The sequence below is a fragment of the Pseudomonas sp. P4_C3 genome (genome assembly GCF_056402075.1).
Genome location: NZ_JBFUIC010000108.1, coordinates 1 through 16,151 on the forward strand (window position 1 = coordinate 1; position 16,151 = coordinate 16,151).

The 16,151-nt window shown below is 59.3% G+C and carries 12 protein-coding genes; 9 read left to right on the top strand and 3 right to left on the bottom strand.

Features of this window, described 5'->3' with window-relative positions; translation table 11 throughout:
• The 4 genes from AC1DVH_RS17645 to AC1DVH_RS17660 all read left to right on the top strand — a co-directional run.
• Positions 1-877: PrkA family serine protein kinase (locus AC1DVH_RS17645; RefSeq protein ID WP_477754889.1), on the top strand; the 877-nt coding region annotated here is incomplete at its 5' end.
• A 203-nt stretch (positions 878-1,080) separates the two neighbouring features.
• Entirely contained in the window at positions 1,081-2,352 is a 1,272-nt protein-coding gene (locus AC1DVH_RS17650; RefSeq protein WP_007993202.1) for a YeaH/YhbH family protein, read from the top strand.
• A complete protein-coding gene (locus AC1DVH_RS17655; protein ID WP_477754890.1) occupies positions 2,349-3,911 on the top strand; it encodes a SpoVR family protein in 1,563 nt (520 codons plus the stop codon). Before AC1DVH_RS17650 ends, AC1DVH_RS17655 begins: the two co-directional genes overlap by 4 nt.
• A 63-nt stretch (positions 3,912-3,974) precedes the next feature.
• Positions 3,975-5,198 (top strand): multifunctional CCA addition/repair protein, encoded by a 1,224-nt coding sequence (locus AC1DVH_RS17660; protein ID WP_477754891.1) that lies wholly within the window; start codon positions 3,975-3,977, stop codon positions 5,196-5,198.
• A 121-nt stretch (positions 5,199-5,319) separates the two neighbouring features.
• Here AC1DVH_RS17660 and folK read toward each other — a convergent pair whose 3' ends face one another.
• Both folK and folB read right to left on the bottom strand, forming a co-directional pair.
• Complete coding sequence (folK, locus tag AC1DVH_RS17665; protein WP_477754892.1) at positions 5,320-5,838, bottom strand: 2-amino-4-hydroxy-6-hydroxymethyldihydropteridine diphosphokinase; 519 nt, start codon at positions 5,836-5,838, stop codon at positions 5,320-5,322.
• Positions 5,829-6,185 (bottom strand): dihydroneopterin aldolase, encoded by a 357-nt coding sequence (gene folB / locus AC1DVH_RS17670; protein ID WP_477754893.1) that lies wholly within the window; start codon positions 6,183-6,185, stop codon positions 5,829-5,831. Before folB ends, folK begins: the two co-directional genes overlap by 10 nt.
• 74 nt (positions 6,186-6,259) lie before the next feature.
• Between folB and plsY the strand changes: the two genes are divergently transcribed.
• Complete coding sequence (plsY, locus tag AC1DVH_RS17675; protein WP_477754894.1) at positions 6,260-6,829, top strand: glycerol-3-phosphate 1-O-acyltransferase PlsY; 570 nt, start codon at positions 6,260-6,262, stop codon at positions 6,827-6,829.
• Between the two features lie 23 nt (positions 6,830-6,852).
• On the opposite strand, the gene tsaD is transcribed toward plsY, so the two are convergent.
• Complete coding sequence (gene tsaD / locus AC1DVH_RS17680) at positions 6,853-7,878, bottom strand: tRNA (adenosine(37)-N6)-threonylcarbamoyltransferase complex transferase subunit TsaD (RefSeq protein WP_477754895.1); 1,026 nt, start codon at positions 7,876-7,878, stop codon at positions 6,853-6,855.
• A 199-nt stretch (positions 7,879-8,077) separates the two neighbouring features.
• Here tsaD and rpsU point away from each other — a divergent pair, with 199 nt between their 5' ends.
• The 4 genes from rpsU to AC1DVH_RS17700 all read left to right on the top strand — a co-directional run.
• Positions 8,078-8,293, top strand: a complete 216-nt coding sequence (rpsU, locus tag AC1DVH_RS17685) for a 30S ribosomal protein S21 (protein ID WP_002551877.1) — start codon at positions 8,078-8,080, stop codon at positions 8,291-8,293.
• A gap of 480 nt (positions 8,294-8,773) precedes the next feature.
• Positions 8,774-10,741 carry a DNA primase gene (gene dnaG / locus AC1DVH_RS17690; protein ID WP_223460320.1) on the top strand — a complete coding sequence of 656 codons (1,968 nt, stop codon included), beginning with the start codon at positions 8,774-8,776 and terminating at the stop codon, positions 10,739-10,741.
• 67 nt (positions 10,742-10,808) lie between these two features.
• Entirely contained in the window at positions 10,809-12,656 is a 1,848-nt protein-coding gene (gene rpoD, locus AC1DVH_RS17695; RefSeq protein WP_477754896.1) for an RNA polymerase sigma factor RpoD, read from the top strand.
• 122 nt (positions 12,657-12,778) lie between these two features.
• Positions 12,779-16,151, top strand: a 3,373-nt coding sequence (locus AC1DVH_RS17700; RefSeq protein WP_477754897.1) for a bifunctional diguanylate cyclase/phosphodiesterase, incomplete at its 3' end; no start/stop codon positions are given.

The window sequence follows — 16,151 nt, forward strand, 5'->3', positions numbered from 1 at the left end:
GGCTCATTGCGCGCCGGATACCCTGAAGATGCTGGCCCAGTTCACCGTGCTCTCGCGCCTCAAGGAGCCGGAAAACTCCAACATCTACTCGAAGATGCGCGTGTACGACGGCGAGAACCTCAAGGACACCGATCCGAAAGCCAAGTCGATCCAGGAATACCGCGACAACGCCGGTGTCGACGAAGGCATGAACGGTCTCTCCACCCGGTTCGCGTTCAAGATCCTGTCGAAGGTGTTCAACTTCGATCCGCACGAAATCGCCGCCAACCCGGTGCACTTGCTCTACGTGCTGGAACAACAGATCGAACAGGAACAGTTCCAGGCGGAGACCCGCGAACGCTATCTGCGTTTCCTCAAGGAGTACCTGGCACCGCGCTATATCGAATTCATCGGCAAGGAGATCCAGACCGCCTACCTCGAGTCCTACAGCGAGTACGGCCAGAACATCTTCGATCGCTATGTGCTGTACGCCGACTTCTGGATCCAGGACCAGGAATACCGCGACCCGGAAACCGGCGAGATCCTCAACCGCGTAGCGTTGAACGAAGAACTGGAGAAAATCGAGAAACCGGCCGGCATCAGCAATCCGAAGGATTTCCGCAACGAAATCGTCAACTTCGTCCTGCGTGCCCGGGCCAACAACAACGGCAAGAACCCGACCTGGCTCAGCTACGAAAAACTGCGGGTGGTCATCGAGAAGAAAATGTTCTCCAACACCGAGGACTTGCTGCCAGTCATCAGCTTCAATGCCAAGGCCAGCAAAGAGGACCAGCAAAAACACAACGACTTCGTCACACGGATGGTCGAGCGCGGTTACACCGACAAACAGGTACGACTGCTGTCCGAGTGGTACCTGCGAGTCAGAAAATCACAATAACCCGCTGCCGGTCAGACCGGTTGTCGTCAGCCAGAGACCTGTGTGGGCTTTTCTGTTACACAGGCCTCTGGGAGGTGTTCGAAAGTCGGTAGCGAGTTCAGGCAGCATCCAAAGCGCTTGGGGGAGCGTTCAATATCCCTCGGCTCTCGGTTCGATGCTGTATCACCGCTCGCCCCTTTCAGGACAGCTTCTAAGGAGCAGTCATGAGCTATGTGATCGACCGACGTCTCAATGGCAAGAACAAGAGCACGGTGAACCGTCAGCGGTTTCTGCGGCGTTACCGTGACCACATCAAAAAGGCTGTCGAAGAGGCGGTCAGCCGGCGCTCCATTACCGATATGGAACACGGCGAACAAATCAGCATTCCCGGCCGCGACATCGACGAGCCGGTGCTCCACCACGGTCGCGGCGGCAAGCAAACGGTCGTGCACCCGGGCAACAAGGAATTCACCAGCGGCGAACATATCGCCCGCCCACCGGGAGGCGGTGGCGGTAGAGGCCCCGGCAAGGCCGGTAATTCCGGCGAAGGGATGGACGAATTCGTCTTCCAGATCACCCAGGAAGAATTCCTCGAATTCATGTTCGAGGATCTCGAACTGCCCAACCTGGTCAAGCGCAACCTGACCGGCACCGATACCTTCAAGACCGTGCGGGCCGGGATCAGCAACGAGGGCAACCCGTCGCGGATCAACATCATCCGCACCCTGCGTTCAGCCCACGCCCGGCGAATCGCCCTGTCCGGCAGCAGCCGGGCAAAACTGCGCGAAGCCAAGGAAGAACTTCTGCGACTCAAGCAGGAAGAACCAGACAACTTCGGCGATATTCAGGAAATAGAAGCTGAAATCGAAAAACTCAGCGCGCGCATCCACCGCATACCGTTTCTCGACACATTCGACCTCAAGTACAACCTGCTCATCAAGCAACCCAACCCCAGTTCCAAGGCCGTGATGTTCTGCCTGATGGACGTGTCCGGCTCGATGACCCAGGCGACCAAGGACATCGCCAAGCGCTTCTTTATCCTGCTGTACCTGTTTCTCAAGCGGAACTACGAAAAGATCGACGTCGTGTTCATCCGCCATCACACCAGCGCCCGCGAAGTGGATGAGGAGGAATTTTTCTACTCCCGGGAAACCGGCGGCACCATCGTCTCCAGCGCCCTGAAACTGATGCAGGAGATCATGGCCGAGCGTTATCCGAGCAACGAGTGGAACATCTACGCCGCCCAGGCTTCCGACGGTGATAACTGGAACGACGACTCTCCGATCTGCCGCGACATCCTGATCAACCAGATCATGCCGTTCGTGCAGTACTACACTTACGTTGAGATCACCCCGCGCGAACACCAGGCCCTGTGGTTCGAGTACGAGCGCATCGCCGAAGCCTTTTCCGACACTTTTGCCCAGCAACAACTGGTCTCGGCCGGGGATATCTATCCGGTCTTCCGTGAACTCTTCCAGCGCAGGTTAGTGACATGACCGCCAAAGAGCAGAAACGCCAACCCATTTCCACCGGCTCCGAATGGACGTTCGAGCTGATCCAGGCCTACGACCGCGAAATCAGTCGTATTGCGGCTGGCTATGCACTCGATACGTACCCCAACCAGATCGAAGTGATCACCGCCGAGCAAATGATGGACGCCTACGCCTCGGTCGGTATGCCGCTGGGTTATCACCACTGGTCCTACGGCAAGCACTTCCTCAGCACCGAAAAGTCCTACACACGCGGCCAGATGGGCCTGGCGTACGAGATCGTGATCAACTCCGACCCGTGCATCGCCTACCTGATGGAAGAAAACACCATCTGCATGCAGGCGCTGGTGGTGGCCCATGCCTGCTACGGGCACAACAGCTTTTTCAAAGGCAATTACCTGTTCCGCACCTGGACCGACGCCAGTTCGATCATCGATTACCTGGTGTTTGCCAAGCAGTACATCATGCAATGCGAAGAGCGCCACGGTATCGACGCGGTCGAGGACCTGCTCGACTCCTGCCATGCACTGATGAACTATGGTGTCGACCGCTACAAACGCCCCTATCCGATCTCCGCGGAAGAAGAACGTCGCCGGCAAAAGGACCGGGAAGAACATCTACAGAAACAGATCAACGATCTGTGGCGCACCATTCCCAAGGGCGCGGACAAGTACAGCGACAAGGACAACGCACGCTTTCCCGCCGAACCTCAGGAAAACATCCTGTACTTCATCGAAAAACACGCGCCGCTGCTGGAGCCATGGCAGCGGGAAATCGTACGCATCGTGCGCAAGATCGCCCAGTATTTTTATCCACAGCGTCAGACCCAGGTGATGAATGAAGGTTGGGCCACGTTCTGGCACTACACCCTGATGAACGACCTGTACGACGAGGGCCTGGTCACCGACGGCTTCATGATGGAGTTCCTGACATCCCACACCAGCGTGGTCTTTCAGCCGGGCTTCGACAGCCCTTACTACAGCGGAATCAACCCCTACACTCTCGGGTTTGCCATGTACCGGGACATCCGGCGCATGTGCGAAGAACCCACCGAGGAAGATCGCCACTGGTTCCCGGAAATTGCTGGCACAGATTGGCTGGCAGCCATCAAGTTCGCCATGAGCAGCTTCAAGGATGAGAGCTTCATCCTGCAGTACCTGTCGCCCAAGGTGATCCGCGACCTGAAGCTGTTCAGCATTCTCGATGACGACCAGAAGGACGACCTGCTGGTGCCCGCCATTCACGACGAAGGAGGCTACCGCATCATCCGTGAAACTCTCGCGGCACAGTACAACCTGGGCAATCGCGAGCCCAACGTGCAGATCTATAGCATCGACCGGCGTGGTGACCGTTCTCTGACCCTGCGCCACCAACAGCACGACCGCAAACCGCTGGGAGAGTCCACCGAGGAAGTGCTCAAGCACTTGCACCGCCTCTGGGGTTTCGACATTCACCTGGAAACCCTGCAGGGCGATCAGGTCATGAAAACCCATCATGTGCCGCCCAGAAGCGAGCACAGCGAAGGCGATTACGGCCGCCTGGACCTGGCCGTCATCCATCTTTGATCCGGTTTGTGCCTCCGAAAGCTCGATGCAACGGTTATCCTGTCGAGCTAACGGAGGTTTTTTATGCGGATTTATAAAGTCGGTGGTGCGGTACGCGATCGCCTGCTGGGCAAACCGGTTACCGATATCGACTGGGTCGTGGTCGGCGCGACGACCGAAGAGATGCTCGCCAAGGGCTTTCGCCCGGTGGGCGCGGATTTCCCGGTGTTCCTTCATCCCAAAAGCGGTGAGGAATACGCCCTCGCCCGCACCGAGCGCAAAAGCGGGCGCGGATACGGCGGGTTCACTTTTCACGCCAGCCCTGAAGTCACCCTCGAAGAAGACCTGATCCGTCGCGACCTGACCATCAATGCCATGGCTGAAGACGATCAGCAGAACCTGACCGACCCGTACCACGGCCAGCGCGATCTCGAAGCACGCCTGCTTCGCCACGTTTCCCCGGCATTTGCCGAAGATCCGCTCCGGGTCCTGCGTGTTGCCCGCTTCGCGGCGCGCTACGCGACGCTGGGTTTTACCGTCGCCCCGGAAACCCTGGCGCTGATGCGCCAACTCAGCGAATCAGGCGAGCTTGAGGCGCTGACCCCGGAGCGCAGCTGGAAGGAAATTTCCCGCGCCCTGATGGAAGATCAGCCACAAGTGTTTGTTGAGGTTTTGCGCGCATGCGGCGCACTCAAGGTACTGATGCCCGAGGTCGACGCGCTGTTCGGCGTACCACAACCCCCGGCCCATCACCCGGAAATCGATACAGGCGCGCATACCCTGAGCGTGTTGCAGCAAGCGGCGTTGTACAAACAGCCGCTGACCGTGCGCTGGGCCTCCCTGCTGCATGACCTGGGCAAAGGCCTGACGCCAGAGAAAGAATGGCCGCGACACATTGCCCACGAGTGCAAAGGCCTGAAGCTGATCAAAGCGATCAACGAACGCTTCAAGGTGCCGAGAGACTGCCAGGAACTGGCGCTGCTGGTGGGCGAGTATCACACCCACGGGCATCGCGCCCTTGAGCTGAAGCCATCGACATTGCTGGAATTGCTGCAAAGCTTCGACATTTACCGTCGGCCACAGCGGTTCGAGGAGTTCATCGCGGCATGCGAGATGGATGCGCGGGGGCGCAAAGGGCTGGAAGAAAGAAGTTATCCACAGGCGGATTATTTGCGCGGCGCGGCAACCGCTGCTCGCAGCGTGGCGGTTCAGCCATTGCTGGAGCAAGGCTTCAAGGGACCAGAGCTGGGGGAGGCGATCAAGCGCGAGCGGCTAAAGGCACTGAAGGCTTACAAAGAAAAAACCTGACCAGGATAAAAGATCGCAGCCTTCGGCAGCTCCTACAGGACGCATCAATCCATGTAGGAGCTGCCGAAGGCTGCGATCTTTTTGCTTTGTAGGAGCTGCCGAAGGCTGCGATCTTTTTGCTTTACAGTAAATCAGAGGGTGTCAGCTGCTCACCACGCCATTCGAAAGCCACTGGCGCCAACACCTGATCAATCTGCGCTTCAGCCCACAAGGTCGCAAAGCTCTTGCCTGCGCCCGGGTGCACGCGATCCGGCGCTATCAACGACAACGGCCACAGAACGAACGCATTTTTCAGAATTTCTGCCCGCGGCAAGATCAGTCCATCGAAGTTGCCCACCAGATCACCGAACAACAACACGTCGATATCCAGCGGCAAACCTCGGCGATCCGGTGCGTAACGACCGTTATCCGCCTCGATGAACTTCAGTCGACGATCAAGCTCCATCAGCGGCAGATCGGTATACGCCGACACCACGAAATTGAAGAACGGCCCGCTCTTGATGCCCACCGGCTGGCTTTCGAACACCGCCGAACAGCGGATATCGACAAGGAATGTCGCCAATGCATCGAGCCCCGCCCGCAAATGGGCTTCACGCTCGATATTGCTACCGAGCCCGAGGTACACCTGAGTCAGCGACATCCGCGCTCGATCTCCACGCCCACGCCGCCGGTGGCGGCAGGAATCGCACCTGGCTTGGTCAGCTTGATGCGCATCCAGGTGATCTTGAATTCGCTCATCAGCACTTCAACCAGGCGCTCGGCAAAGGTTTCCACCAGCTGGAATTGCGCCTGCTCGGCAAACGCCTGGATGCGCGAAGAAACACTGGCGTAGTCGAGCGCCAGGGTCAGGTCATCACCGGCTGCGGCCGGGCGATTATCCCAGGCGAAGCTCAGGTCAAGACGCAAGCACTGTCGGATGCCTCGTTCCCAATCGTAGGCACCAATCACCGTGTCGACTTCCAGGCCCTCGATAAACACTCTGTCCAAGCACTTCTCTCCGCTACACGACAAGGGCGCAATGCGCCGTTAGAATCAGGGCTTCCTCGCCCGGAATAGTTAGCATGTTTTGGTTATTGGCGATCCTCGCCTACCTGCTCGGCTCTCTGTCCTTTGCCATTTTGCTCAGCCGCCTGACCGGCAACCCCGATCCGCGAATGAGTGGCTCGGGCAATGCCGGTGCCACCAACATGTTGCGCCTGGCCGGCAAGAAACTCGCCATCCTGACCCTGCTCGGCGACCTTTGCAAAGGCCTGCTGCCGGTACTGATTGCGCGCCTTGCGGGCCTTTCGCAGCAGGAACAAGCCTGGATCGGCGTCTATGCCGTCATCGGCCATCTGTTTCCGTTGTACTTCCGCTTTCGCGGCGGCAAGGGTGTCGCCACCGCTGCGGGCATGTTGCTGGGATTGTACCCGCCCGCTGCCCTTCTGGCGGTCTGCGCCTGGCTCTTGACGTTCTACCTGACCCGCACCAGCTCCCTGGCCGCCCTCATCGCCACACCGCTGAGCCTGCCGTTGCTGGCCTGGCAAGAACCGGCCGCCCTGCTGCCCATGAGCGCGCTCACCGGGCTGATCGTCTGGCGTCATCGCGGCAATCTACGCGACCTGTTTGCCGGGCGCGAACGGCATTTCTAGCAGCCGGACATGAGCGCCGCTCATCACAATGCGGACAACTGCTCCATCGGCCAGCGTGCCTGCACGCTGATCGCCAGGCTTTCCTGCTGACCGGCCTGCAAGCGCTGGCAGCCAGCAAAGGCGATCATCGCGCCGTTATCGGTGCAAAACTGCGGACGGGCATAAAACACATCACCCTTCATGTCGCCGAGCATTTTCTCCAGGGAAGTGCGCAACGCCTTGTTGGCACTGACGCCCCCTGCAATCACCAGGCGCTTCATGCCGGCGGCCTTCAGGGCACGCTTGCACTTGATGGTCAAAGTCTCCACCACGGCCTGCTGGAATGCCAGCGCGATGTCGCAACGGGTTTGTTCGCTGTCGTCCCCGGCGCTGACGCACTGTTGCCAGGTATTCAGTGCGAAGGTTTTCAAGCCACTGAAGCTGAAATCCAGGCCCGGGCGGTCGCACATTGGACGCGGGAAGACGAAACGTCCTGCAACACCCAGTTCTGCAAGGCGAGCGATCTCCGGTCCGCCGGGATAATTGAGGCCCATCATCTTGGCCGTCTTGTCGAAGGCCTCGCCAGCGGCGTCATCCAGGGTCTCGCCCAAGAGCGTGTACTGACCAATTCCGTCGACCTGAACCAGTTGCGTATGACCACCCGACACCAACAAAGCGACGAACGGAAACTCCGGAGGTTGCGGCTCCAGCATCGGCGCCAGCAAATGGCCTTCCATGTGATGCACGCCAAGAGCCGGAATGCCCCAGGCAAAGGCCAGCGCCTGAGCGCAAGAAGCCCCTACCAACAAGGCACCGACCAGGCCAGGACCCGCGGTGTAGGCGATCGCATCGATCTCGGTCGGCACGCAGTCGGCCTCAGCCAGCACCTGACGAATCAAGGGCAGCATGCGTTTGACGTGATCGCGCGAAGCCAGCTCCGGCACCACGCCACCATAGGCGCGGTGCAGGTCGATCTGACTGAACAATGCGTCGGCCAGCAGGCCGCGCTCACTGTCATATAATGCGACACCGGTTTCGTCGCAGGAGGTTTCTAATCCCAGTACTAGCATGGGTTTGCGCCTTGTTTAGGCTGAATTCGAAGGCGCGCATAATAGTCGTCGCGTGATGCCCCGACCAGCGGTTTTCGATCAGAGGCTTTGCATTCCGAGCGTTGAGGGGTTAACATCCGCAACCCTTAAAAACCGACGTCTTCAAGTGCTCTTTTGCCGCGAGGATGTTGACCCCGGTAATGAATGAAGGTAGCTCTGGATGCCAGCCGTCAAAGTAAAAGAGAACGAACCCTTCGACGTAGCTCTGCGTCGTTTCAAGCGCTCCTGCGAAAAAGCCGGTGTACTGGCTGAAGTTCGTAGCCGCGAATTTTACGAGAAGCCAACTTCTGAGCGTAAGCGCAAAGCAGCAGCCGCTGTTAAGCGTCACGCCAAGAAAGTTCAGCGCGAACAGCGCCGCGCCGTTCGTCTGTACTAATACACAGACGATCGTAGCAAGCTTCTGCCAAGCCCGGCCCTCAGCCGGGCTTATGGCATTTGCGTAAAACGCTTGATGCTTCACTGTCAAAGCCGCAGACGCGACCGAGACAAATCTGCTTCACCGCGTCAGACCTGGCTCTTTTGCCAGCGGTGCACGTCTTTTCTGACGAGCCTTTCAAGGCTACTGACGAGCACACCCACTGATTCCTCTCACGACGATCAGCCCAAGGCACCTGCTTGCGTGCCAGATGATGAGCTATCCGGGGCCTATGATTGGCCACAGCGGATTCAGCGCAACACATTCAAACAGTCGAATACTGATTAGCATTAACGTCAGTGGATTTTCGGCAGATACACTTCCCGACAGCGATTACGCAGACGACACTGGTCGAGCCGCACACTTTGCGCGCCTCAAACAATGACCGCGTTCGATCGCCGCACGTTTCGGGTTCCTTTCAGCGCAGATGACGAGAACGCCATGGCCGGGTTAATTCCCCAGAGCTTCATTGACGACCTTCTGAACCGCACCGACATCGTCGATGTGGTCAGCTCGCGCCTGCAATTGAAAAAGGCCGGCAAGAACCACACCGCCTGCTGCCCGTTCCACAAGGAAAAGACTCCATCGTTCAGCGTCAGCCCCGACAAGCAGTTCTATTACTGCTTCGGTTGCGGCGCTGGCGGCAACGCCCTCGGCTTCATCATGGACCACGACAACCTGGATTTCGTCCAGGCCGTCGAAGAGCTGGCCAAAGCCGCCGGCATGGAAATCCCCCGCGAAGAAAGCGGCCGCCCGCACAAACCGCGACAGCCGACCGATTCGCCGCTGTATCCACTACTCAGCGCCGCTGCCGACTTTTATCGCCAGGCCCTGAAAAGTCATCCATCGCGCAAGGCCGCCGTGGATTACCTGAAAGGTCGCGGGCTGACCGGCGAAATCGCCCGGGACTTCGGCCTCGGCTTTGCTCCACCCGGCTGGGACAACCTGTTCAAGCACTTGAGCAGCGATACCCTGCAACAAAAAGCCATGATCGATGCCGGCCTGCTGATCGAAAACGCCGAAAGCGGTAAACGTTACGACCGCTTCCGCGACCGCGTGATGTTTCCGATCCGCGACAGTCGCGGGCGCGTCATCGCCTTCGGCGGCCGGGTATTGGGCGACGACAAGCCGAAGTACCTGAACTCCCCGGAAACCCCTGTTTTCCATAAAGGCCAGGAACTCTACGGCCTGTACGAAGCGCGCAAGACCAACCGCAACCTCGACGAGATCATCGTCGTCGAGGGCTACATGGACGTCATAGCCCTGGCCCAGCAAGGCCTGCGCAATGCCGTTGCGACCCTGGGCACCGCTACTAGCGAGGAACACCTCAAGCGGCTGTTTCGCGTCGTGCCCAGCGTGCTGTTCTGCTTCGACGGCGATCAGGCCGGCCGCAATGCGGCATGGCGGGCGCTGGAGGCGACACTTTCGAGCCTGCAGGACGGTCGTCGCGCACGCTTTCTGTTCCTGCCCGAAGGCGAAGACCCGGACACCCTGGTCCGCTCCGAAGGCACCGATGCCTTCCGCGCACGGATCAACCAGCACGCGCAGCCTCTGGCCGATTATTTCTTCCAGCAGCTGACGGAAGAAGCCGACCCGCGCTCGCTCGAGGGCAAGGCCCACATGGCCACCCTCGCCGCGCCACTGATCGACAAAGTCCCCGGTGCCAACCTGCGCACCTTGATGCGTCAGCGCCTGAGCGAAATCACCGGCCTTAGCGGCGAAGCGGTGAGCCAGCTGGCACAAAGCGCCCCGCAAGAAGCACCGCCGGCCTACGACCCGGGCATCGATTACGACGCAATGCCCGATTACAGCGACTATCATCAGCCGCAGGCACAGGAAATGTATGTGCCGCAGCAAGAATGGACGCCGAAGAAGCCCGGTGCAGGAGGCAAGAAATGGGACAAGAAACCATGGGACAAGAATGGCAAGCGAGGCGGTGATCGCGATCAACCCCGCGCGCCACGGGTGCCCGCCGCCGTAGAACCGCCAACCCTCGCCGCCTTGCGCACGTTGCTGCATCACCCGCAACTGGCGGAAAAAGTCGAGGATGCCGGGCACTTCGCCGCCGAAGATCACACCAACACACAATTGCTGGTGGCGCTGCTCGAAGCCGTGCAGAAGAATCCCAAGCTAAACTCAATTCAACTGATTGCGCGTTGGCACGGCACAGAACAAGGCCGTTTGCTCAGGGCGCTGGCCGAAAAGGAATGGCTGATTGACGGAGATAACCTTGAACAACAGTTTTTCGACACCATTACTAGCTTGTCAGCCCGCCAACGCGAGCGAAACCTGGAACAACTTCTGCGAAAAGCGCGTCAAAGCGAATTGACCAGCGAAGAGAAAAATCAACTGCGCGATCTCTTGAGTCGCAATGTTTCCGCAACAAACCCGACCTCAACTGGCGCGTGAGGTCATAGCTCAGGTATAATCCTCGGCTTGTTTTTTGCCCGCCAAGACCTTCAGTGGATAGGGTGTTATGTCCGGAAAAGCGCAACAGCAGTCTCGTATCAAAGAGTTGATCACACTTGGTCGTGAGCAGGGCTACCTGACTTACGCGGAGGTCAACGACCACCTGCCGGAGGATATTTCAGATCCGGAACAGGTGGAAGACATCATCCGCATGATCAACGACATGGGGATCAACGTGTTCGAGGTTGCGCCAGATAAGGATTCCCTTATGCTGGCCGACGCCGATACCGACGAAGCCGCAGCCGAAGAGGCCGCTGCAGCGTTGGCTGCGGTCGAGACCGACATTGGTCGCACTACCGACCCGGTGCGCATGTACATGCGCGAAATGGGTACGGTGGAGCTCCTCACACGTGAAGGCGAAATCGAAATCGCCAAGCGTATTGAAGAGGGCATCCGTGAGGTGATGAGCGCAATCGCGCACTTCCCTGGCACGGTTGATCATATTCTCTCCGAGTACACCCGCGTCACCACCGAAGGTGGCCGCCTGTCCGACGTCCTGAGCGGTTATATCGACCCGGACGACGGCATCGCGCCGCCTGCAGCAGAAGTGCCGCCGCCAATTGACGCGAAAGCTGTCAAGGCGGATGACGATTCCGACGACGAAGACGGTGAAGCCTCGGATGACGAGGAAGAAGCCGAAAGCGGTCCGGATCCGGTCATCGCTGCACAGCGCTTTGGCGCTGTTGCCGATCAGATGGAAATCACCCGCAAGGCGCTGAAAAAGCACGGTCGCAACAACAAGGCAGCAATTGCCGAGCTGTTGGCCCTGGCCGAGCTGTTCATGCCGATCAAATTGGTGCCGAAGCAATTCGAAGGCCTGGTCGAGCGTGTTCGCAGTGCCCTGGATCGCCTGCGTCAGCAAGAGCGCGCAATCATGCAGCTCTGCGTTCGTGATGCACGCATGCCGCGTGCCGACTTCCTGCGCCAGTTCCCGGGCAACGAAGTCGACGAAAGCTGGAGTGACGCCCTGGCCAAAGGCAAAGGCAAATACGCTGAAGCCATTGGTCGTCTGCAGCCGGATATCATCCGTTGCCAGCAGAAGCTGACCGCGCTGGAAACCGAAACCGGTTTGACCATCGCCGAGATCAAGGACATCAACCGTCGCATGTCGATCGGTGAGGCCAAGGCCCGCCGCGCGAAGAAAGAGATGGTTGAAGCCAACTTGCGTCTGGTGATCTCCATCGCCAAGAAGTACACCAACCGCGGCCTGCAATTCCTCGATCTGATCCAGGAAGGCAACATCGGCTTGATGAAAGCAGTAGACAAGTTCGAATACCGTCGCGGCTACAAGTTCTCGACTTATGCCACCTGGTGGATCCGTCAGGCGATCACTCGCTCGATCGCCGACCAGGCCCGCACCATCCGTATTCCGGTGCACATGATCGAGACGATCAACAAGCTCAACCGTATTTCCCGGCAGATGCTGCAGGAAATGGGTCGCGAACCGACCCCGGAAGAGCTGGGCGAACGCATGGAAATGCCTGAGGACAAGATCCGCAAGGTATTGAAGATCGCTAAAGAGCCGATCTCCATGGAAACCCCGATCGGTGATGACGAAGATTCTCATCTGGGTGACTTCATCGAAGACTCGACCATGCAGTCGCCAATCGATGTCGCCACTGTTGAGAGCCTTAAAGAAGCGACTCGCGAAGTCCTGTCCGGCCTCACTGCCCGTGAAGCCAAGGTTCTGCGCATGCGCTTCGGTATCGACATGAATACCGACCACACCCTCGAGGAGGTTGGTAAGCAGTTCGACGTGACCCGTGAACGGATTCGTCAGATCGAAGCCAAGGCGCTGCGCAAGCTGCGCCACCCGACGAGAAGCGAGCATCTGCGCTCCTTCCTCGACGAGTGATCACAGAACCCCCGGCCCAGGCCGGGGGTTTTGCTTTGTACAGATTAAATCTCCCTGCTTCCCCCCTCCTCCCTGTAGCCGTCTACACTCGAAACATTCCCCCGAGCCATAACGAGACCGTTATGCCCAGACTGCCGACCGTGTTTTTTTTGCTGTCGCTGATGACCTGGACCGCAACGGCTGGCGCGCTGACTCTCACTGACGATGAACGTAGCTGGCTGGCGGCTCACCCGGAATTGCGCCTGGGTGTCGATGCGTCGTGGCCGCCCTTCGAGTTTCGTGACGATGGGGGCCGCTACCAGGGCCTTGCCGCGGATTACATCGAGGTCATCCGCAAAAGGCTGGCAACCCGGCTCACGCCCATCGAGCCGGTGAGCTGGACCGCCGTCCTGGAACAAGCCAAAAAGGGCAAACTGGACCTGCTGCCGGGCATCATGTCGACCCCGGAACGCCAGAAATACCTGTCGTTCACTCGCCCCTATCTGGATTTTCCGATTGTCATCCTGGCCCATGTCGGCGGCCCCCAGCCACATAACCTGCAAGACTTGTACGGCCTGAAAATCGCCGTGGTGGAAAACTACGCCCCCCACGAGCTGCTGCGCAGCCACCATCCCGACTTGAACCTGGTGGCGGTGCCCAACGTCAGCTCGGCGCTACAGGCGCTGGCCACCGACGAAGTGGACGCCGTGGTGGGCGATCTGGCTTCCAGCGTCTGGGGACTGCGCCAACTCAAGCTCGATGGGTTGTATGTCAGCGGTGAAACCCCCTATCGCTATCAACTGGCCATGGCTGTACCCCGCGACAACAAGATGCTGGTCGGCATTCTCGACAAAGTCCTGGCAGACATGAGCCCCGCTGAAATCAGCGCCATTCAGGAGCATTGGGTCGGCAACGTCCTCGATCATCGAACGTTCTGGAATGACCTGCTGGTGTATGGCCTGCCCGGATTGCTGCTGCTGACTACCGTGCTGGCGGTGGTTATCCGCATCAACCGCCGCCTGAGCTCGGAAATCGCCCGCCGGGTCAACCTTGAACAGGAACTGCGCAGCAGCGAATACCACTACCGCGGCCTGGTGGAGAGCCTGTCGGCCATCGCCTGGGAAGCAAAAGTCACCGACTTCACCTACAGCTATGTATCGCCCCACGCCGAAGACCTTCTCGGTTATCCCCTGTCCCATTGGCTGATTCCGGGTTTCTGGCGCAACATCATTCACCCCGCCGACCTGACCCGCGCCCAGACCTTCTGCGATCACGAAGTGCTGGCCGGGCGCGATCACCGCCTCGATTACCGGGTGATCACCGCCGATGGCCGCTGCCTGTGGGTGCGCGATATCGTCAGCCTGATCGAACACGGGCATGAGCCGGTGCTGCGCGGGTTGATGATCGATATCACCGACGCCAAGCGCACCGAGGAAGCGCTACGCCTGTCGGAGCAGAAATTCGCTTCCGTGTTCCAGCAATGCCCGGACATGCTGGTGATCGCGCGCCTGAGCGACGGCTGCCTGCTGGAAGTCAACGAAGCGTTCGAAGAACAGATCGGCCTCAAGGCCGAGGACGTCATTGGCCAGACCGCCACCAACCTGAACATCTGGGGGATTCCCGGTGTTGGGCCAGGCCTGTTGCAACGCTTGCAGGCCGGCAGCATCCGCAACCTGGAGATGCCCTTTCGTCGCAGCAACGGCCAGGTGTTTACCGGCCTGATCTCTGCCGAACCGTTCAACCTCGACATGACACCGGCGCTGGTGGTCGTAGTGCGGGACATCACCCAGCTCAAGGAAACCCAGCAACAGCTGCAAACTTCCGAAGAAAAATTCGCCAAGGCCTTCCACGCCTCTCCCGACGGTTTGCTGCTGTCTCGGCAAAGTGATGGCTTGCTGCTGGAGGTCAACGATGGTTTTAGCCGCATCACCGGGTTCAACAGTGCCATGTCGGTGGATCGTTCGGCGCTGGACCTGGGAATCTGGGTCAACCTCAATGAACGCAAGCAAATGCTCGACCTGCTGCACCGCGACGGCTTTGTCCGCGACTTCAGCTGCCATATCCGCCGCAGCGACGGGCAGATCCGCCTCTGTGAAGTGTCCAGCCGTCCGCTGCCGATTGGCGATGAAGACTGCATGCTGACCATCGCCCGGGACATCACCGAGCGGCACCTGATGCAGGAAAAACTGCAACAGGCCGCCACTGTGTTCGAAAGCACTGCCGAAGGCGTGTTGATCACCGATACCCAACAGCACATCAGCGCGGTCAACCGTGCGTTCACCGAAATCACCGGTTACAGCGAAAACGAAGCCCTGGGCCACACGCCACGCCTGCTCGCCTCAGGCCTGCATGACAGCGCGTTCTACGCGGCCATGTGGCATCAATTGACCGCCGAAGGTCATTGGCAGGGCGAGATTTCCAATCGGCGCAAGAATGGCGAGCTGTACCCGAGCTGGCTGACTATCAGCGCCGTGCGCAACCGCGACAAGTTCATCACCCACTTTGTCGCGGTGTTCGCCGACATTTCCAGTCTCAAACATGCCCAGGCCAAACTCGACTACCAGGCGCACCACGACCCACTGACCGGCCTGCCGAACCGCACGCTGTTCGAAAGCCGCCTGCTGACGGCGCTCAACAACCAACAGGAAAACGGCGGCCAGGGCGCCGTGCTGTTCCTCGACCTTGACCGCTTCAAGCACATCAACGACAGCCTCGGCCACCCGGTCGGCGACCTGCTGCTCAAGGGTATTGCCGTACGTCTCAAGGAGCAGTTGCGTGACATCGACACCGTGGCGCGCCTGGGTGGTGACGAATTCATCATTCTATTGCCGGGCCTGCAACAATCCAGCGATGCCGACCACATCGCCACCAAATTGCTCAATTGTTTCGCCGCGCCGTTCCAGGCCGGCGAACACGAGTTTTTCATCAGCGCCAGTATCGGCACCAGCCTCTATCCGAAGGATGGCTGCGACGTTGCCACACTGATCAAGAACGCCGACGCCGCGATGTACCGCTCCAAGGCCAAGGGCCGCAACCGCGTCGAAAGCTACACCCGCGACCTCACCGCCCAGGCCAGCGAACGCGTGGCGCTGGAACACGAACTGCGCCGCGCCATCGAACGCAACGAGTTGCACCTGTGCTACCAACCGAAAATCAGCCTCGCGGACTACAGCCTGGTCGGCGCCGAAGCCCTGATCCGTTGGCGCCATCCGACCTTTGGCGACGTGCCGCGGGAACACTTCATCCCGTTGGCGGAAGAAAACGGCATGATCCTGCAAATCGGCGACTGGGTCCTGGAAACCGCCTGCCGGCAGATGGCCGAATGGCACCGGCTGTACGACAGTCCCGGCCCGCTGTCGGTCAACCTTGCCGGCGCCCAATTACGTCAACCCAATCTGCTGGGCCGTATCGAACAGTTGCTCAAGGACAACGGCCTCAACCCCGGTTTCCTGCAACTGGAAATCACCGAAAACTTCATCATGAGCCAGGCCGAAGAAGCGCTGGCGGTGCTGCATC